The 18,178-nt window shown below is 73.4% G+C and carries 16 protein-coding genes; 8 read left to right on the top strand and 8 right to left on the bottom strand.

The features are described 5' to 3' along the window. Nucleotides 1-217 precede the first annotated feature (217 nt). The 6 genes from AB1460_RS30010 to AB1460_RS29985 form a co-directional block, all read right to left on the bottom strand. A complete protein-coding gene (locus tag AB1460_RS30010; protein WP_368965451.1) occupies nucleotides 218-787 on the bottom strand; it encodes a transcriptional regulator in 570 nt (189 codons plus the stop codon). Further along, complete coding sequence (locus AB1460_RS30005; protein WP_368965450.1) at nucleotides 787-1,344, bottom strand: hypothetical protein; 558 nt, start codon at nucleotides 1,342-1,344, stop codon at nucleotides 787-789. The genes AB1460_RS30010 and AB1460_RS30005 overlap by 1 nt, the downstream gene beginning before the upstream one ends. Nucleotides 1,345-1,576: 232 nt before the next feature. Beyond that, nucleotides 1,577-3,283 carry an alpha/beta hydrolase gene (locus AB1460_RS30000; protein ID WP_368965449.1) on the bottom strand — a complete coding sequence of 569 codons (1,707 nt, stop codon included), beginning with the start codon at nucleotides 3,281-3,283 and terminating at the stop codon, nucleotides 1,577-1,579. 256 nt (nucleotides 3,284-3,539) lie between these two features. Further along, nucleotides 3,540-4,277: an IclR family transcriptional regulator gene (locus AB1460_RS29995; RefSeq protein WP_368965448.1), complete on the bottom strand. Its 738-nt coding sequence runs from the start codon at nucleotides 4,275-4,277 to the stop codon at nucleotides 3,540-3,542. 71 nt (nucleotides 4,278-4,348) lie between these two features. Further along, nucleotides 4,349-6,001, bottom strand: a complete 1,653-nt coding sequence (gene aceB, locus AB1460_RS29990) for a malate synthase A (protein ID WP_420497412.1) — start codon at nucleotides 5,999-6,001, stop codon at nucleotides 4,349-4,351. A 163-nt stretch (nucleotides 6,002-6,164) separates the two neighbouring features. Beyond that, nucleotides 6,165-7,676 (bottom strand): MFS transporter, encoded by a 1,512-nt coding sequence (locus tag AB1460_RS29985; protein WP_368965447.1) that lies wholly within the window; start codon nucleotides 7,674-7,676, stop codon nucleotides 6,165-6,167. A gap of 186 nt (nucleotides 7,677-7,862) precedes the next feature. Here AB1460_RS29985 and AB1460_RS29980 point away from each other — a divergent pair, with 186 nt between their 5' ends. From AB1460_RS29980 to AB1460_RS29965, 4 genes are all read left to right on the top strand, one after another. Continuing rightward, complete coding sequence (locus AB1460_RS29980; RefSeq protein ID WP_368965446.1) at nucleotides 7,863-8,018, top strand: hypothetical protein; 156 nt, start codon at nucleotides 7,863-7,865, stop codon at nucleotides 8,016-8,018. 325 nt (nucleotides 8,019-8,343) lie between these two features. Continuing rightward, nucleotides 8,344-9,105, top strand: coding sequence for a 3-oxoacyl-ACP reductase FabG (gene fabG / locus AB1460_RS29975; RefSeq protein ID WP_368965445.1), 762 nt, complete (start codon nucleotides 8,344-8,346; stop codon nucleotides 9,103-9,105). A gap of 120 nt (nucleotides 9,106-9,225) precedes the next feature. After that, entirely contained in the window at nucleotides 9,226-10,440 is a 1,215-nt protein-coding gene (locus AB1460_RS29970; protein ID WP_368965444.1) for a magnesium and cobalt transport protein CorA, read from the top strand. A 132-nt stretch (nucleotides 10,441-10,572) separates the two neighbouring features. After that, nucleotides 10,573-11,850 (top strand): EAL domain-containing protein, encoded by a 1,278-nt coding sequence (locus AB1460_RS29965; protein WP_368965443.1) that lies wholly within the window; start codon nucleotides 10,573-10,575, stop codon nucleotides 11,848-11,850. Here the strand turns inward: AB1460_RS29965 and AB1460_RS29960 are convergent. Together AB1460_RS29960 and AB1460_RS29955 are read right to left on the bottom strand one after the other, a co-directional pair. Further along, nucleotides 11,810-13,510 (bottom strand): hypothetical protein, encoded by a 1,701-nt coding sequence (locus AB1460_RS29960; RefSeq protein ID WP_368965442.1) that lies wholly within the window; start codon nucleotides 13,508-13,510, stop codon nucleotides 11,810-11,812. The genes AB1460_RS29965 and AB1460_RS29960 overlap by 41 nt on opposite strands. Nucleotides 13,511-13,558: 48 nt before the next feature. Further along, nucleotides 13,559-14,179 carry a TetR/AcrR family transcriptional regulator gene (locus AB1460_RS29955; RefSeq protein WP_368965441.1) on the bottom strand — a complete coding sequence of 207 codons (621 nt, stop codon included), beginning with the start codon at nucleotides 14,177-14,179 and terminating at the stop codon, nucleotides 13,559-13,561. Nucleotides 14,180-14,292: 113 nt separating this feature from the next. On the opposite strand from AB1460_RS29955, the gene AB1460_RS29950 reads away from it, so the two are divergent. The 4 genes from AB1460_RS29950 to AB1460_RS29935 all read left to right on the top strand — a co-directional run. Beyond that, a complete protein-coding gene (locus AB1460_RS29950) occupies nucleotides 14,293-15,303 on the top strand; it encodes an ATP-binding cassette domain-containing protein (RefSeq protein WP_420497413.1) in 1,011 nt (336 codons plus the stop codon). Beyond that, a complete protein-coding gene (locus AB1460_RS29945) occupies nucleotides 15,303-16,148 on the top strand; it encodes an ABC transporter permease (RefSeq protein ID WP_368965439.1) in 846 nt (281 codons plus the stop codon). Before AB1460_RS29950 ends, AB1460_RS29945 begins: the two co-directional genes overlap by 1 nt. A gap of 88 nt (nucleotides 16,149-16,236) precedes the next feature. Further along, a complete protein-coding gene (locus tag AB1460_RS29940; RefSeq protein WP_368965438.1) occupies nucleotides 16,237-17,016 on the top strand; it encodes a Clp protease N-terminal domain-containing protein in 780 nt (259 codons plus the stop codon). 174 nt (nucleotides 17,017-17,190) lie between these two features. Beyond that, nucleotides 17,191-18,178, top strand: a 988-nt coding sequence (locus tag AB1460_RS29935) for a transposase (RefSeq protein WP_368965437.1), incomplete at its 3' end; no start/stop codon positions are given.

Here is an 18,178-nt window from a genome sequence, read left to right as displayed (position 1 = left end):
GCAGCGCGCAACATCGCCGCAGGACGTGCGGTGACCGCGCGGGGAGGCGTGGCGCTGGCCGTGCCCGTGAACCGCGAACCTCAACACCGCGCACCTCCCCTGGCGGGTGTGTAGGAGTTGGAATCCCCCTCGTTCACGAGGGGGAGGACGTCAAGCGAGGAGGTCCAGACGGCCCTGCGGGCGACCGTCCTGCCGGCGCTCGACCGGTTCCCGACGATCAGGTCTCGGGGCTGGTGGCCTGGGGGAGGAAGAACAGGTCCTCGATCCGGCCCCCGAACACGGCGGCGATCCTGAACGCCAGGGACAGGCTCGGGTCGAAGCGGCCCGTCTCGATGGCGTCTACCGTCTGCCGGGACACGTCGAGGCGGTCGGCCAGGTCCGCCTGGCTCCAGCACCGCGCGGCCCGCAGCTCACGCAGCCGGTTCCGCAGCGGATCCGCCCCGTCCTGGAGGTCGGCGCGGGGATGAACATCAGTGCGGCAGTCCGGATCGGCGTGCTCCCCGTGCTCCCCGGCGATGACCTCTCGCAGGGCGGCGACGTGGGCACCCAGGGCGGCCCGGCCCGGCGCTGTCAGCGAGATCCACGTGGTCCGGCGGCCGCCGTGCACGCCCTTGCGGCTCGTGACATAGCCGAGCGACGCGAGCGCGCCCACGTGTTTGGAAAGCACCGAGTCACTGACCTCGAGGCTGTCGCGAAGGGTCGAGAACTCTGCTTCGGACACCGCGGTCAGCATGGTCATCAGCCGCAGCCGGGCCGGTGCGTGCAGGGTGGCGTCCAGTTCGGGCATCAGCGGCCGACCAGCACCAACAGCGCCAGCGCGGCCAGTGCAAGGGCCGAGATGACCATCAGCCACCCGGCCGACTCGGCACGAGCGTGCGTCGCCGGGTCTCCGCGGTAGCGGCGCAGCCAACGTCGGCCGCTCACCGTGTAGGCCAGTCCCCCAGCACACGCGCAGACAGCCACCAGCCACCACAGGCCGGCGAGGGCGGCCCAGAACGCGGCGCCCAGAGCCAACGCGTACGAGGTCGCCGCGGCCCGCCCCGTTCCGAGCACGACCCGGCTCGTGAGTCCCGCGATCCGCACCCCGTTGAGCCGCCGGAACCGGAGCAGCTGGATGCCCGCCGCCAGGGCGAACACGGCGGCTCCGGCGATCGCCAGCAGTCGGGTCCAGCCCGTGTCGAAGGCGACCTCGACGGCGGCCGCGGCGATCTGGGCAGCCACGGTGACACCGATCGAGCTGTAGAAGAAGGACGGCAGCCCAAGACCGCCCGCCAACTGCGCCCGCAAGCTCTCCGCCCCGGCCAGGGCAGCCGCAGCATCCTCGGGGGTGGGCAACGCCCTCATATTTTCCATGTTGGAAAGTGTGACTCGAACTTTCCAACATGGCAAGTTCGCCGTCCGAGTCCCGACCGCTTCGCTCCCCCACCGGATACCGATCATGATCAATACGGGTCACGTCGACATGTCAACATTGTTGATTATCTTGTGACAGTGGATCGGACTGCGCCCTCCGGCGAGCCGGGCGGCCCGGCGCTCCGCCGCGACCGGGCGGCCCGGCTCGCCGGAGGGCGATCGACTACACCGGTGGTGATCCCGGCGGGACCGGTGGGCGGGAGCAGGTCAGGTCGGCGCGCGGCAGACGTCCGTCACGCAGGTAGGCACCGACCGCGTCGTCCACGCAGGGGCTGCGCCCCCCGAACACGCCGTGCACCCGCGCGTCGCGCAACGTCACCAGCCGGGAGGCGGTCAGCGCCCGGTGCAGCGTCACACTGCCCGCATAGGGCGTCCGGTTGTCCAGCTCGGCGGCGACCACCAGCGCCGGGACGTCACCCGCGACCCGGGTCGGCGGCTCCAGCGGGCGCACCGGCCAGAACGCGCACGGCGTGATGTTCCAGATCGCCGTGGCCACGTGGGGCTGCGCCTTGTGGTGCCGGCGGATGTCGGCCAGGTAGTCACCGGCGATCCGCGAGGCGGGTACATCCCCGCACATCACAGCGAGCTGCGCACTCTGCAGAGCGCTGATCCACCCCGCGCCTCCCCCGGCCGCATCCCCGCCCGCACGCTCGGCCCGGTCCGCCCGCGGGTGGATCAGGTCGGTCAGGTCGGGACCGCCGGTCGCGACGCCGGCGAGGAACTCGTCGAGGTACGGGTTCGCCGCGGGCGTGCGGCCGTCGGCGGCGTCGGCGAACGCCCGGATCCCCAGCGCCATGACCGCGGCGGCCTCCTCGCCGTCCTCCACCAGCGCGGCCATGAGCAGGCCCGGGAGGTCGGACGCGTCGTAGCGGAGCCCGTCCACGGTCAGGGGGCGGCGGGCGGCGACCTCGTAGATCCGGTCGACCGTGCGCAGCACCTCCTCGGCGGTGGTCCCGAGGGCGAACTGGGCGTCGTGACCGGCTGCCCAGCCGGCCCAGTCCCGCAGCGCCGCCTCCAGCAGGTCCCCGGTGTCGCGCAGCGGCCGGGGACTGTACGTCGTGGGATCCACCGCGCTGTCGAGCACGAACCGGTCGACCCGGTCGGGGAACATCTGCATGTACACCGCGCCCAGGTATGTGCCGTACGAATAGCCCAGGTAGGACGTCGTCGGCTCCCCCAGCACCGCCCGGACGATGTCCATGTCGCGCGCGGTGTTGCGGGTCGAGGCGAACGGCAGGACGTCGGCGTGCACCGCGCATGCCTGCGCGGTCGCGGCCTGCGTGGCCGCGACCCGTTCGAAGCTGTCCTGGTCGGGCCCGCCGCCGCGCACCCATTCCCGGTTCAGCGCCGGCCCGCAGTCCAGCGCCTCGCTGCGGCCGACGAACCGCGGATCCATCCCGATCAGGTCGAAGCCACTGGCTGCCGGGCCGAGCAGCCCGCGGATCTCGGGCAGCAGGTCCGCGACGCTGCCTCCCGGCCCACCCAGGTTGATCATCAACGGCCCGCGGCGGGTCTCCTGGTCGGCCGCCCGGAGCCGGGAGACCCCCAGAGTGAGCGTCCGGCCAGCCGGGTTGGCGTAGTCGAGGGGGACGGTGACCTCGGCGCACTGCGCGCCAGCCGCGTCCAGGCCGGCGCCGGCGCCGTCGTTCGGACCGATCTGACAGTCATGCCAGCGCACCGGCTGGGTCTCGAACGACGCGAGCGCGGGGTTCAGGCTGGCCACCGGCGGCCCGGTGGCCCCGGTCGCCGCCGGCGCGGCGGTGAGCGCCACCGCACCGGCGCCGAGGATCGCCGCGGCACCCAGCGCCACCCCGCGCAGCGGTGCGGTGCCGCGGGTATCTCCGGCTGCGCCCGCGGAGCGACGTCTCACACGGCCTCGCCCCAGGGGATACGGCCGGGCACCCGCCGTGCCCGGCCGACTGTTGGTTTGCCCGTTGTCGGGTCTGTCGAGTCTCATCGCCCGTCAGGATCGGTCTGGATGACTTACTCACCCGAGGTCCCGGGAAACCAGGCGTTTCTACGATCAGCCCGACACGGACACACGTTTCAAGATCACAACTGAGGACGCCGGGCCGTCAACACCGTTGATTATCTTGCTCGTGGTCGGGACAGGAGGGGCGGCGGGATCAGCGGCGTAGCAGGTGGTCGCCGCAGGCGGCGGCGACGGGGAGCAGACGCGCGGCGAGGTCCGCGACGGCGCCGGCGGCGATCCGGGAGGCGGGGCCGGACACCGACAGCGCGGCGGGCGCCCGGCCGGACAGGTCGGTCAGGGGGAAGGCCACACAGCGCACACCGGGCTCCTCCTCGCCGTCGTCCGTCGCGTAGCCCCGGGCACGAACGGCGGCGAGTTCGGCGGTGAACACGTCCAGGTCGGTGATCGTGCTCGCGGTACGCCGGGGCAGCCCGGTGCGCTCGAGCAGCTCCCGCACGGCCGGCCCGGGCAGGTGGGCGAGCATCGCCTTGCCCACGCCGGTGCTGTGCGCGGGGGCTCGGTTGCCGACCTCGGTGAACATGCGCAGCCGGTGCGGCGAGGCGACCTGCGCGACGTACACGACCTGGTCGGCTTCCAGGACGGCGAGGTTCGCGGTCTCCCCCGACACCGCCACCGCCTCCCGCAGGTAGGGCTGCGCGCCGGTGGCGAGCAGGCTCTGCGCGGCGTTGCCCAGCCCGATCAGGCGGGCACCCGGGGCGTAGCGGCGGTCGGCGTCCTGGCGTACCCAGCCGCGTTCGTGCAGCGCGCGCAGCAGCCGGTGCACGGTGGGCTGCGGCAGGCCGGTGGCACGGGCGAGGTCGGCCAGCCCGGCGCCGTCGCCGGAGGCGGCCAGCAGTTCGACCAGCGCCAGTGCGCGGTCGACCGACTGCACCGCCCCCGCCCCCGGCCCCGCCGCTGGCCCCGTCGGCTGGTCCGGCCGGGCCGGGCGGTCCGGCCGGTCCGTCAAGGCATCCGCTGGTAGGCGGGCACGGTGAGGAACTCGACGAAGTCGTCGGCGAGCGCGACCTCGACGAACAGCGCCCGCGCCCGTTCGAACCCGTCGGCGTCGTACTGCTCCCCCAGCCCGCTGCGCAGAACGTCGAGTTCCTCGGCGACGACCTTCTCGACCAGCTCCCGGGTCACCGGCACACCGGTCGGGCCGGCGCCGGCCGAGGGGTCGACACCGGCGACCGGCTCGGTGTCGACCAGCACGATGCCGTTGTGCAGCCACTGCCAGATCTGGGAACGGGCGATCTCCGCGGTGGCCGCGTCCTCCATCAGGTTGAAGATCGCGACCGCGCCGGAGCCGGCCAGCCAGGCGCGCAGGTACTGCAGGGCCACGCTGACGTTGTTGCGCAGGCCGGCCAGGGTCGGGGAGCCCGGGGTGGTGGTGAGGTCGATCAGCGCGGCGGCGTCGACGACGACGTCCTCGCGGGTGCGCTCGAGCTGGTGGGGGCGCTCGCCGAGCACGCCGTCGAACACCTCGCGGCAGACGGGCACCAGGTCGGGGTGCGCGACCCAGGAGCCGTCGAAGCCGATGCCTGCCTCGCGGGTCTTGTCCTCGCGGACCCTCGCCAGCGCGGTGGCGTTGACCTCCGGGTCACGCCGGCTGGGGATGAACGCGGCCATGCCGCCGATGGCGTGGGCGCCGCGCCGGTGGCAGGTACGCACGAGCAGCTCGGCGTAGGCGGTCATGAAGGGTGCGGCCATCGTGACCGCGTTGCGGTCGGGCAGGGTGAACGCCGGCCCGCGGTCGCGGAACTTCTTGATGATGCTGAACAGGTAGTCCCAGCGGCCGGCGTTGAGCCCGCCGCAGTGCTCCCGCAGCTCGTAGAGGATCTCCTCCATCTCGTAGGCGGCGAGGATCGTCTCGATGAGCACGGTGGCGCGGATGGCTCCGCGGTCGAAGCCGAGCGTGTCCTCGGTGTGGGTGAAGATGTCGTTCCACAGCCGCGCCTCGAGGTGGCTCTCGGTCTTCGGCAGGTAGTAGTAGGGCCCGGATCCGGCGTCGAGCTGGCGGCGGCCGCAGTGCACGGCGTAGAGGGCGAAGTCGACGAGGGCGCCGGCGACCGGTTCGCCGTCGACCCGCAGGTGCTTCTCGTCGAGGTGCCAGCCGCGGGGCCGCACGACGATCGTCGTGGCGGTGGCACCGAGGGTGTAGGCCTTGCCCTCGGGGCTGGTGAAGTCGATGGTGCGGTCGAGGGCGTCACGCAGGTTGCGCTGCCCGCTGATCATGTTCTCCCACAGCGGGGTGTTGGCGTCCTCGAAGTCGGCCAGCCAGACCTTGGCGCCGGAGTTGAGCGCGTTGATCGTCATCTTGCGGTCGGTCGGCCCGGTGATCTCGACCCGGCGGTCGACGAGGCCCGGCGCGGGCGGCGCGACCCGCCACTGCCCCTCGCGGATGTGCCGGGTGGCGGGCAGGAAGTCCGGGTCGGTGCCGTCGGAGAGCTCCCGCTGCCGCTCGGCGCGGCGGGCGAGGAGGTCGCGACGGGCCGCGCCGAAGCGTCGGTGCAGGTCGGCGACGAGGGCCAGCGCGGCCGGGGTGAGGATCTCGGCGGCACCGGGCACGTCCGGCCGGACGATCTCGACTCCGGGCGGGGTCTGCGCATCGGCCACGGCGGCACTCCATTCACGGCTCCGGACGACGGACCCCAGGCCTTCCGGTGGACGGAAGCGGTGGTCCGGATGGCGGAATCCTATCCCGGCAGGCGCCGCCGCCTCACCGGATCTGTCCCGCCCGGCGGGCCGAAGGGGGAGCCGCGACGCACCAGTCGACGGATCAGAGGTGGGTCGCGGCGTCGGTGACCGGCGGCGGCGCGTCGAGGCCGCAGTGTCGGCACGGCACCGCCGGCACCGCCGGCACCGCGGTGGGACGTACCCGGACCGGGTTGCGGATGCCGAGCCACGCCAGCAGGCCACCGCAGGCGCACAGCACCGCCGCGATCCACAGCGCGGCCCGGTAACCGCTGGCGAACCTGCTCGGGTCCAGGTAGACGTCGCCGGTGAGACCGGCCGCCGCCGGCAGCACCGCGACCGCGAGCAGCTGCGCGGTGCGGGCGACGTCGTTGTTGACCGCCGAGGCGATACCGGCGTGCTCGACGGGTGCCGCGCCGAGGGCCGTCGACGTCAGCGGCGCGACGACCGTGGCCAGCCCCAGCCCGAGCACGAGGACTCCGGGCAGGACGTCGAGCCGGTACCCGCCGTCGCCGGCCGCGCGGGTGAGCAGCGCGAACCCGGCGGCGGCGGCGATCGGCCCCGCCGTCATCTGCGCCCGCGGCCCGATGCGCTCCGCGAGCGCGCCCGAACGCGCGGACAGGGCGAGCATGATGATCGTCAGGGGCAGCAACGCCGTGCCCGCCGCCAGGGGCGAGTACCCGGCGACCTGCTGAAGCTGCAGGGGCAGTAGGAACAGTGCCCCGCCCAGGGACGCGTAGACCACGAACGTCACCAGGTTGGCGGCACAGAACTGCCGGGACCGGAACAGGCCGAGGTCCAGCATCGGCGCGGCCACCCGCCGCTCGACCACGGCGAACCCGGCGAGCAGCAGGACGCCGATCAGCAGGCCGCCGAGCACGGCCGGGGACCCCCATCCGGCGTCCGGCCCCTCGATCAGCCCGTACGAGAGCCCCACCAGTCCGCCGGTCACGAGCGCCGCACCGGCCAGATCCACGCGGCCCGCCGCATCCGCGGCGGTCGACTCGGGCACGTGCCGTGCCGCGATGATGATCACGGCGACGACCAGGGGCAGGTTGACGAAGAAGACCAGCCGCCAGGAGAGCGTCTCGACCAGCCAGCCGCCGAGGAAGGGGCCCACCGCCGTGGCGACTCCGGACAGGCCCGACCAGGCCCCGATCGCGCGTGCCCGGTCACCCGGGTCGAACGAGGCCTGGAGCAGGGCGAGACTACCCGGCGTGAGCAGCGCGGCACCGATCCCCTGCAGCGCCCGCGCCGCCACCAGCGCCGGGGCGGTGGGAGCGATCCCGCAGAGCAACGACGCCACCGCGAACCAGCCGGCGCCGATCAGGAACACCCGCCGCCGACCGTAGCGATCTCCGAGCGCTCCGCCGACCAGCAGGAACCCGGCCAGCGTGACCGCGTAGGCGGTGACGACCCACTGCAGCGAGGCCAGGTCGGCGCCGAAGTCACGGCCGATCGACGGCAGGGCCACCCCGACCGCGGTCGCGTCGATGGCGGCGATCCCGGACCCGAGGACGGTCGCGAGCAGCACCCAGCGCCCGCGCGCCGTCGAGACCCGAAGCCCGGCCTGCTGCGGCTTCCCGGCAGCGGCCACGCCAGCACCCTACGTGGCGAGGCGCCGCCGGAGGCTGCCCGCGCCGCGCCGCGCCGGCCCGCCACCTGGACCGCGGACGTGCTGCTACCCACCTTTCCCGACGTCACCGCGGGTTTTCCTCGTAGCGTCTGCAGTGCCCTCTCGGTTCCGAGGAGGCACTTCTGATGCACGACGAAGGGCATAACCATGGCGGACGTGTCAGTACGATTGCCCGCGGATGGCGGCGCCGAGGTCGTTCTGAATCTGTCCGTCCTGCAGGCGATGCGGCTGATCGAGTCCATCACGAGCAGGGTCGCGGACGTGGTGGCCGCCCCCGGGCGGGCCGGAACCGGCGCACGCTGAGCGGGACCAGGCAGAGCGGGACCAGGCAGAGCGGGAGCGCGCACAGAACAGGGATGGCGGCGCACGGCCCCGACAGCGGTCCTCCGCGGTGGTGAGCGGAGGCCGCTGGCCGCGTGTGGCGCCGCTGCCGGCGGATCGCGAGGACGAAGGGATCCGGACCGGTGGCGTCGGGCGCGGCCACCCGGTTGACTTTAGGCGCCGGGTGCCCCTACGCCCGGTGTTGGCAGCAGCGCGACGGGTGGCCATCGGCCGCTCGGGTGGCGCGCTGGCCGACCGTCACCGTCACGCCGCCCGGCGTGGCCCTGTCCTGTAAGGAGCCGGTCCCGTGCCCGAGTCCTCATCCCGCGTCGCGATTGTCACCGGAGGCGCCCGCGGCATCGGCGCCGCCATCGCGCAGCGTCTGGCCACGGACGGCCTGGCGGTGGCCGTGCTCGACCTGGAGGAGTCGGCGGCGAAGGGCACCGCCGACGCGATCGCCGCCGCCGGGGGGAAGGCCCTCGCCGTGGGTGCCGACGTCTCCGACTCCGCGGCGGTCGACGCCGCGGTCAGCCGGATCGCCGCCGAGCTGGGCGCGCCGACCGTGCTGGTCAACAACGCCGGCATCACCCGCGACAACCTGCTGTTCAAGCTCACCGAGAGCGACTGGGACGCGGTCATGGGCGTCCACCTGCGTGGCTCGTTCCTGATGGCGAAGGCCACCCAGAAGTACATGGTCGAGGCGAAGTGGGGCCGGATCGTCAACCTGTCCAGCATCTCCGCGCTGGGCAACCGCGGCCAGGCGAACTACGCGGCGGCCAAGGCCGGCCTGCAGGGCTTCACGAAGACCCTCGCGATCGAGCTGGGCAAGTTCGGTGTCACCGTGAACTGTGTCGCGCCGGGCTTCATCGTCAGTGAGATGACCCGCGCGACCGCGCAGCGCATCGGTGTCGCCTGGGAGGACTACCTGGCCGCGGCGGCGGAGAAGATCCCGGTGGCCCGTCCGGGCGAGGTCGAGGACATCGCGAACGCGGTGTCGTTCTTCGCCGCCGAGGCCGCCGGCTTCGTCTCCGGGCAGATCCTCTACGTCGCCGGCGGCCCGAAGGCCTGACCGTCGCCGGGGCCCGCCCCGCCGGGTGCCGCGACCCCGGCACCCGGCGGGGTGCGGGCCTGCCGCCACCGTCCGCAAGGATGGGCGGGGGCCCGTAAGGCGCGGGCGGGGACGGAGCGGGTGCATCGTGCGGAAGCGGACGTCGTGACCGGTATCGCGGACGGCGGGTCGGGCGGTGGCCGTCCCGGCCGGGAGCCCGACCACCACCACGGGCACGGAGAGGACCACGACGGCGGATCGCTGCGGGATCTGCTCGCCGGCGCGCTCGCCCGCCCGGTGTCACTGGTGCGGACGCGGCCCAAGCGGCCCCCTCGGCTGACCGAGGAGCAGCTGCACTCCGGGCGGGTGGTCGCCTGCCACGTGTACGCCGACGGCAGGCGGGTGCCCGAGGGGTCGAACCTGCTGACCGCGGCGAACATCGCCCGCCGCCAGCACGGCGCGTTCGCGTGGCTGGGCCTGTTCGAGCCCAGCGACACCGAGCTGGCGTCGATCGCCGAGATCTACGGCCTGCCCGCGCTGGCCGTCGAGGACGCGGTGGTGGCCCACCAGCGTCCCAAGATCGAACTGTACGGCAGCACGCTGTTCATGGTCCTCAAGACCGCCTGCTACGTGGAGCACGACGAGCTGACCGCCGACACCGAGGTCGTCGTCACCGGCGAGGTGATGGTGTTCATCGGCAGCGACTTCGTGGTGACGGTGCGGCACGGCAACCACGGGGCGCTGGAGAAGCTGCGGGCCGATCTCGAGGGACGGCCCGAGATGCTCCAGCACGGGCCGTCCGCGGTGCTGCACGCGGTGTGCGACGGCATCGTCGACAACTACCTGGACCTCGTCGAGCGCCTGGACGCCGACGTGGACGCCGCCGAGGCCTCGGTGTTCGAACGGTCGGCGCGGCCGTCGGTGGAGAAGCTCTACCAGCTCAAGCGCGAGGTGCTGGAGTTCAAGCACGCCGTCGCCCCGCTGAACAACCCGCTGCGCATGCTCTCCGACACGGCCCTGCCGATGATCGACCCGCATGTGCGTGACCACTTCCGGGACGTCTTCGACCACCTGGTGCAGGTCACCCAGCGAATCGCCCACCTCGACGAGCTGCTCTCGTCGATCCTGCAGGCGACGCTGACGCAGGTGACGATCTCCCAGAACGAGGACATGCGCAAGATCAGCGCCTGGGTGGCGATCGGCGCGGTGCCGACCGCGCTGGCCGGCATCTACGGCATGAACTTCGACCACATGCCCGAGCTGCGCCAGGTCTGGGGCTACCCGGCGGTGCTGCTCCTGATGGCCACCATCTGCCTGTCACTGCACCGGGCGTTCCGTCGCAACGGGTGGCTGTGACCTGACCTGGTGTGCGCGCACCCACCGCGGGCATGCCCCAGGGGGACACCATCCCGCTCGTCCAGGCCGGGCGCCCGCCCGAGGCACTGCCCCGGAGGGGCGGGATGCGAGGGCAGCTCGAGGGGGTGCCGGATGGTGCGTGCCGCGTTACCGCTGGGCCCGCCGCGTTCCCTGGGCCCGGAGTCCGAGGCGATCGAGGCCGATCCGTCGGTCGCCGATCTGCTCGGGGTGCTGCGCCGCCACCTCGGGATGGAGCTCGCCTTCCTGGGCCGCCTCGACGAGCAGTGGCTGGTCCTGCAGGTCCTGGACGGTGACGCGGCGTCGTTCGGGGTCCGGGCGGGCAGCACCATCCGCCGGGAGGCCGCCGTGCACCCGCAGGTGCCCGGCCACGCCGAGCCAGTCATCATCCCGGACGCGGGCCGGGACGAGCGGCTCGAGCGCACCGGCATGGTCGACACCCTGGGCGTCGGCTCGTACGCCGCCGCGCTGGTCTTCGACAACGACGCGGACGTCTACGGTCTCGTCGGCTGCCTCGGGCATGAGCCGCATCCCCGGCTGCGCCCCCGCGACGGCCGGTTCGTCGGCCTGCTCGCCACGTTCCTCAGCGACGCGGTCATCGACCTGCGCCGGGCGTGGGAGTCCCGCAGCCGGGCCTCGCGGGTCGTCAGCGACCTCATCGACGCCGGCGGCCCGGACATCGTCTACCAGCCGGTGATCGACCTGCGTGACGGCACCGTCGCCGGCGTGGAGGCGCTGTCGCGCTTCCCGGGCTCGACCGGCGGCCCGGAGGGCTGGTACGCGGTCGCCGGGCAGGTCGGACTGGGCACGGAGCTGGAGCTGGCCGCGATCCGCCACGCGCTGACGGCGCTCCGCGAGCTCCCGCCGCCGATCACGCTGGCGCTGAACACCTCCCCGGCCACGATCGCCTCCGGCCTGCTGGGGCTGCTCGGGACGTCCCGAGCCTGCCACCGGGTCATCGTGGAGATCACCGAACACGAGCATTTCAGCACCGACCCGGCGGCCGCGCGCGGCATCGCGGCGCTGCGTGCCCTGGGCGCCCGCATCGCCGTCGACGACATGGGCACCGGCTACGCCGGGCTCGAGCAGCTCATCCGCATCCGCCCGGAGATCGTCAAGCTCGACTACATGATCACCCATACGGTGGACGTCGACCCCGCCCGCCAGGCGGTGGCCGCGGCGATCGTGAGCGTCGCCCGGGAGATCGGCAGCCAGGTGATCGCCGAGGGCATCGAGACCGCGGCGGAGCTGCGGGCCGTCCGCGAGATCGGGATCGGCTACGGCCAGGGCTTCCTGCTCGGCCGCCCGACGGCCAGCCTGCGCGCCGCCTGCTCCCCCGCCGCCGCGTCCCTCAGGACGGCCTGCCTGCGGGCAGGGCCATCATCCGGGTGAGCAGCCCGGCCACGAACACCGTGTGGCGGTGCAGCAGCGCCCGGTCGAGCCTGTCGAGGTTGCCGCCCGGCGCCACCTGCAGCAGATAGGTCGGGCCGGTGATCATGCCGACCGTGGGCAGGCCCAGCCGGTAGGGGAACGTGCCCTCCCCGTACAGGCCGTTCTGGAACGGCTTCTGGATACCGACCCGCGTCAGCCCGACGCGTTCGACCTCCTCCTCGGCGAGGCGGCGCAGGGTGTCACTGTGGCCGACGGCGACGGCCACCGGTTCGCTGCGCCCGGTGGGCCGGTAGGGCGCGGTGCCGCCCTGGTCGTCCCAGCCGAGGGCGCCGAGGTGCTCGGCGGCCAGCGCCATGTCCACCTCGGCGAGGATCTCGGGATGCTCGCGCAGCCAGGCGTCGGGTTTGACCGTCGCGGCGTCCGCCGCCATGTGCGTGGGTGAGAACAGGAAGAGCAGGTCCCGGGCCCGGGAGGCGGCCGGGTAGCGGCTCAGGTACTCGGCCAGGGCCAGCAGTGCCGGGCCGCCGTTCTCCTCCAGGGCGTTCTGGCCGTCGGTGTGGGTGGTGACGAGGACGGCCCGGGGCCGCTCCCCGGCCGGGCCGGCGCCGGTGACGTCGGCGGTGACGTCGGCGGTGACGTCGGCGGTGACGTCGGCGGTAGCGGTGGTGGCGCGGGCGCCGGGAAGGCGGGCCAGCAGGTAGTCGACGGTGGTCTCGCGTCGGCTGGCCGTCAGGACGAGCGTGGCCGTCGCCGGGCCCTGGGCGAGGATCTCCCGCAGCCGGGCGCCCTGCTCGCGGTCCAGGCGCAGCGCCGGCAGGCCGGCGTGCTCCTGCTGGTGCGGGGTGTACTGGCCGGCGGCCAACTCGGGGGTCTGGTCAACGACCTCGATCATCGCGGCAGCGCCGTGGGAGCGGGCCAGCGGCAGGCTCGGCGGCGGGGGCACGCCCAGCCAGACCCGGGAGTAGTCCTCCTGGGCGAAGTCCGCGCGTGCCTGCGGCGGCAGGACGGTGTAGGCCAGGTCGGCGAGCACGGACGCCGTCAGCCGGGTGATCGGCGCGTCGACGACGACGATCGCCCCGCCGAGCCCGCCCGCCGTGTCCGCCCTGGCTGCGGCCTGGTAGGCGGCCTCGTCGCCGGCGTGGGCGTCGATCAGCCGGCCGGTGACGCCGGCCGGGCCGGTCTCCCCGGAGTGCGGCCGGTAGGAGGCCACCGGGATCGACCGGGTGACGCCCTGGGCATCGGTTACCCGCAGGGACCACGAGCGGGCCAGCCACTCCTCCAACCGGGCGGGGTGGCGGGTGACGGTCAGTCCGTAGCCGCGTAGCTGCCGGTCGAGGTCGTCGATGAACGCGCGGTGCGCCGGGGAGCCGGGCAGGCGCGGACCGGCCGCGTTCATCCGCTCGACCCAGCTCCACAGCGTGTCGACGTCCACCAGGTCCTGCGCGGTGACGGGCCCCGGGGAGCCGGTCAGCGGCGGGCGCGCGCCGGAGCCGTCACCTCCGCGCGCCGCCGCCGCGGCCGGGCCACCGCCAGCGGTGGTGGAGCCGTCGCAGCCGGCCCCCAGGCCGCCGGCCGCGGCCAGGGCCCCGGTGGCGGTCAGGCGCAGCGTCGTGTCCAGGAAGCCGCGGCGGCTGGCGGGCGGCCGGTGCGGTGTGCTCATGGTCACGATCATCGCAGGCGGGCCGGTCACCCGCCGCCGGTGACGTGCTCACCCACCGCCAGCGGGCGGGCCGGCCGCGGCGCGGGCCGGAGCACCGGTCAGGTCACCGACGGCCGCGCGCACCATCCGGCCGAGGTCGTCATCGCTCATCCCGGCGAACACCTCACCGCCGAGCAGGAACCCGCCCGCGATCGCCCCCAGGGCGCAGGTCAGCCGCACCCGCAGCTCGATCGGGACGGTTTCGTCGGCGAGGATCGACCGCAGCCGTTCCTGCAGGTCGGCGTGCTCGGCGTTGTCGTGGTGCGGTCCCAGCCGCTTCACCGCGCCGTGGTTGCGCAGGTGGAACAGGAACAGCGTCCGGTTCGCCAGCATCGTGGCGACGATCAGGTCGAACGCGGCCGGCCAGCGGTCAGGATCGGCCAGGTCCGCCTCGAGATCCTCGAAACCGGCCCGGCCGAGCTCGTGCAGGCGCAGGTGCAGCGCCAGCAGGATGTCGTCCTTGCTGGAGAAGTGGTAGTAGAGGGCCGCCTTCGTGAAGTTCATCCGCTGCGCGATCTCGCGCAGCGACACGGCCTCGTAGCCGGCGTGGGTGAACAGCTCCAGGGCCACGTCGAGGATCCGTTCGCGTGTGCTCTTCTCGCCTTCGACGGGGGCGGGCGGTCTGGGCATGATCCTGAACTTACTTGACGGGACTCGGCGATGTTGCTTACCTTGCGGCAGGTAAGCAATATCTTACCTGCCGGCAAGTTATTGAAGAAGCGGAGCTTCCCGTGGGCGACACCATGATCGAGGCCGTGGGCCTCACGAAACGCTACGGCGACACCCAGGCACTGGCGGGGGTCGACCTGAGCGTTCCCGCGGGCACGGTCCTCGGCGTCCTCGGCCCGAACGGGGCGGGCAAGAGCACCGCGGTGCGCGTCCTGACCACCCTCGTCCGCCCCGACGCCGGGCACGCCACCGTCGCCGGGTTCGACGTCGTCACCCAGGCGGGCGAGGTCCGGCGCCGCATCGGCGTGACGGCGCAGGACGCGACGCTCGACCTGGCGCTGACCGGCCGGCACAACCTGCGGATGGTGGCGGAGCTCAGCGGGCTGCGCCGGCGGCACGCCGCCGCCCGCGCCGACGAGCTGCTGGAGCGCTTCGGCCTCACCGACGCCGCCGACCGGGTCGTGAAGGGCTACTCCGGTGGCATGCGCCGCCGCCTGGACCTCGCGGCCAGTCTGGTGGGCCAGCCGGCCGTGCTCTTCCTCGACGAGCCGACGACCGGGCTCGACCCGGCCAGCCGGGCGCGGATGTGGGAGGTGGTCCGCGAGCTCGTCGCGGCCGGCACGACGATCCTGCTGACCACCCAGTACCTGGAGGAGGTCGACACCCTCGCCGACCGCATCGCCGTGATCGACCACGGCCGGCTCGTCGCCCGCGGCACCGCCCGGGAGCTGAAGGCCGCGACCGGCGGGCACCGCCTCGAGGTCACCCTCAGTCGCCCGCACACCGACGCGGCCGCCGCGCTCGGTCTGCTCGTCGAGGGCCGGGTCGACGTCGGCGGTGACGGCCGGCACCTGCGCGGGGCGGTCCGGGCCGGGGCCGGGGTGGCCACCGAGGTCATCCGGGCGCTGGACGCCGTCGGCGCCCTCGTCGACGACGTCGCCGTGCACCCGCCGTCGCTCGACGACGTCTTCTTCGCCCTCACCGGGACGCCCACCCCGCGCACCGGTGAGGGCGGCGACGGACGGGCCGGTGACACCGACAGCGACGGGTCCGACCGCGCCGGCGACCCGGTGGGGGTGGCCTGATGTCCACGCTCACCGTCGCCCGCCCGGCCGCCGGCGGTGCCGGCACGGGCCCCGTCCGCGGGGCGGCGCGGGACGTCGCCGTGCTGACCCGGCGCAACCTCGTGCACGTCGCCCGCGAGCCGCTGGCGCTGTCCGACATCACCGTGCAGCCGGTGCTGTTCACGCTGCTGTTCGTCTACGTCCTCGGGAGCGGGGTGTCCGTCACCGGCGGCTCCTACCAGGACTTCGCCATCCCCGGGCTGATCGCGCTGAACCTCACCACCTCGGCGATGGGCACCGCGGTCGGGCTCAGCAACGACCTGCGCACCGGAGCCGTCGACCGGTTCCGCACCCTGCCGATCTGGCGGGCCGCCGTGTTGGTCGGCCGCTCGCTGTCCGACCTGCTCGCGGCACTGGTCTGCATGTCGGTCGTGCTGCTCACCGGGCTCGCGATCGGCTGGCGGCCGGACACCTCACCGGCCCGGTTCGCCGCCGCGCTCGCGCTGCCGCTGCTGTTCAGCTACGCCCTGGCCTGGGCGACCGCCTGCCTCGGCCTGGTCAGCCAGGGGGCGGAGAGCGCCCAGTCGGTCGCGCTGGTCGCGCTGTTCCCGCTGGCGATCGTCTCCAACGCGATGGTGCCCACCGCGGGCATGCCGGCGGTGGTGCGCGCGATCGCCGAGTGGAACCCGGTCAGCGCGCTGACCGCGGCCATGCGGGAGTTGTTCGGCAACCCGAACCCGTCCGCCGCCTCGGACGCCTGGCCGATGCAGCACCCCGTCGTCGCCGCCCTGCTGTGGTCGGCGGTGATCCTCGCGGCGACCGCTCCGCTGGCGGTCGCCCTCTACCGCCGCCGCACCACCGACTGACGCCCAGCGGCCGGGGCCGATCAACCCCCGACCGAAAGCGTCAACCCTAGGTTGACGAGATCTGCATCGTCAACCTAGGGTTGACGACATGAGCTCTGTGGACCCCACCACCCTGACCAACGACGTCCGCCTCGACGACCTCATCGCCGCGATCAAGAAGACCCACAGCGACGCACTCAACCAGCTCTCCGGCGCCGTCCTGGTCGCCGACCACCTCGGCGACGTCGCCGACCACCTCATCGGCCACTTCGTCGACCAGGCCCGCCGCTCCGGTGCGTCCTGGACGGAGATCGGCCGCAGCATGGGCGTGACGAAGCAGGCCGCGCAGAAGCGGTTCGTGCCCCGGGAGCCCGGCGAGCCGGCCAGCCTCGACCCCTCGCAGGGCTTCAACCGCTACACCCCACGGGCCCGCAACGCCGTGATCGCCGCCCAGAACGCGGCCCGCGCCGCCGGCAACGCCGAGATCACTCCCGGTCACCTCATCCTCGGCCTGCTCGCCGACCCCACCGGCCTCGGCGCGGCCATGATCGCCTCCCAGGGCGTGGCCCACGACACCGTGCGCGCGGCCGTCACCGCCGCCCTGCCACCACGCGTCGACGACCTCCCCGCCCTGGTGCCGTTCGACGCCGCCGCCAAGAAGGCTCTCGAGCTCACCTTCCGCGAGGCGCTGCGGCTGGACCACACCTTCGTCGGCACCGAGCACGTCCTGCTGGCCCTGCTGGAAGTGGAGGACGGCGAAGGTCCGCTGACCACCCTGGGCATCACCAAGACCGCCACGGAGGCCCGGATCCGCGAGGCACTCGCCAGCATCGCCACCACACCCCCGGCAGCCACTCCCACCGAGCAGACCGGCGACAACAACCGGTGATCCCGGAGATCAGCGCGTTCTGAGGTGTGCCGGTCCCGCTGGTTGGCCGGCTCACGACTCCTGTCGCTTTGCCGACCATTTCGACTCTGATGCGTAATTCGGCTGGGTGTCGTGGGTGCGGCATGATCTCCTCTGCGGTTCGGGTCGTGTCGTGGGCCGCGGGAGGTGGGGCGGATGTCGTTGCAGCCGAAGGGGCTGCCGGAGATCCCGGTGCAGACCGTGGCGGTCGCGCGGGCGGCGTTCCCGCGGGGGACGTTGGCGATGCGGCTGCGGGATCGGCTGGGCGAGGTGTTCGTCGATGAGCCGTTCACCGGCGCGTTCGGGGTCAGGGGGGCGCCGGGTTTGCCGCCGGCGGTGTTGTCGCTGGTCACGGTGCTGCAGTTCGCTGAGAACCTGACGGACCGGCAGGCCGCGGGGATGGCGGTCCGGGCGATCGACTGGAAGTACGCCCTCGGTGCGGAACTGACCGATACCGGGTTCGATCCGACGGTGCTGTCCCGGTTCCGGACCCGGCTGGCCGATCATGGCCTGGAACGGGTGGTATTCGACCGGCTCGTGGATGCCTGCCGTGACCAGGGTCTGATCGGCGCCGGGGGCAAGGCGCGCACCGATTCCACCCATGTGATCAGCGCGGTGCGTGATCTGAACCGGACCGAGCTGGCCGGGGAAAGCGTGCGGGCGGCGTTGGAGGCCCTCGCGGTCTCGGCGCCGGACTGGCTGGCCGACACCGTGGACGTCGACGAGTGGGCGCACCGCTACGGCGAGCGGGTCAACGGGTGGACGATGCCGTCGTCGAAGACGGCCCGGGACCGCCTGGCGGTGGTGTTCGGCCAGGACGCGCTCGCGGTGTGCCGGGCGGTCGCCGCCCCCACTGCACCTGGCTGGCTGCGCGAGATCCCCGCGGTGGCGTTCCTGCGGGAGATGCTGGTGCAGACCTACTACCTGTCCACCGACAGCCGGGGACGGGAGGTGATCGTGAAGCGGGACGCCGACACACAGGGTGTCCCGCCTGGACATCGCCGCTTGGCCTCCCCCTATGACCGCGACGCGCGGTGGGCGGCCAAGGGCGACGACCTGTTCTGGTGCGGCTACAAGGTCCAGTGCGACGTGAGGTCGCACGTCGTGAGTAAGCAGAACATGAGGAGGATCGACGTGGTCGATG

This window comes from Parafrankia sp. FMc2, from assembly GCF_041008525.1.
In the GTDB taxonomy this organism is placed as follows: domain Bacteria; phylum Actinomycetota; class Actinomycetes; order Frankiales; family Frankiaceae; genus Parafrankia.
Note: the sequence above shows the minus strand (reverse complement) of the source record. Positions and strands in the feature narration are given on the sequence as shown.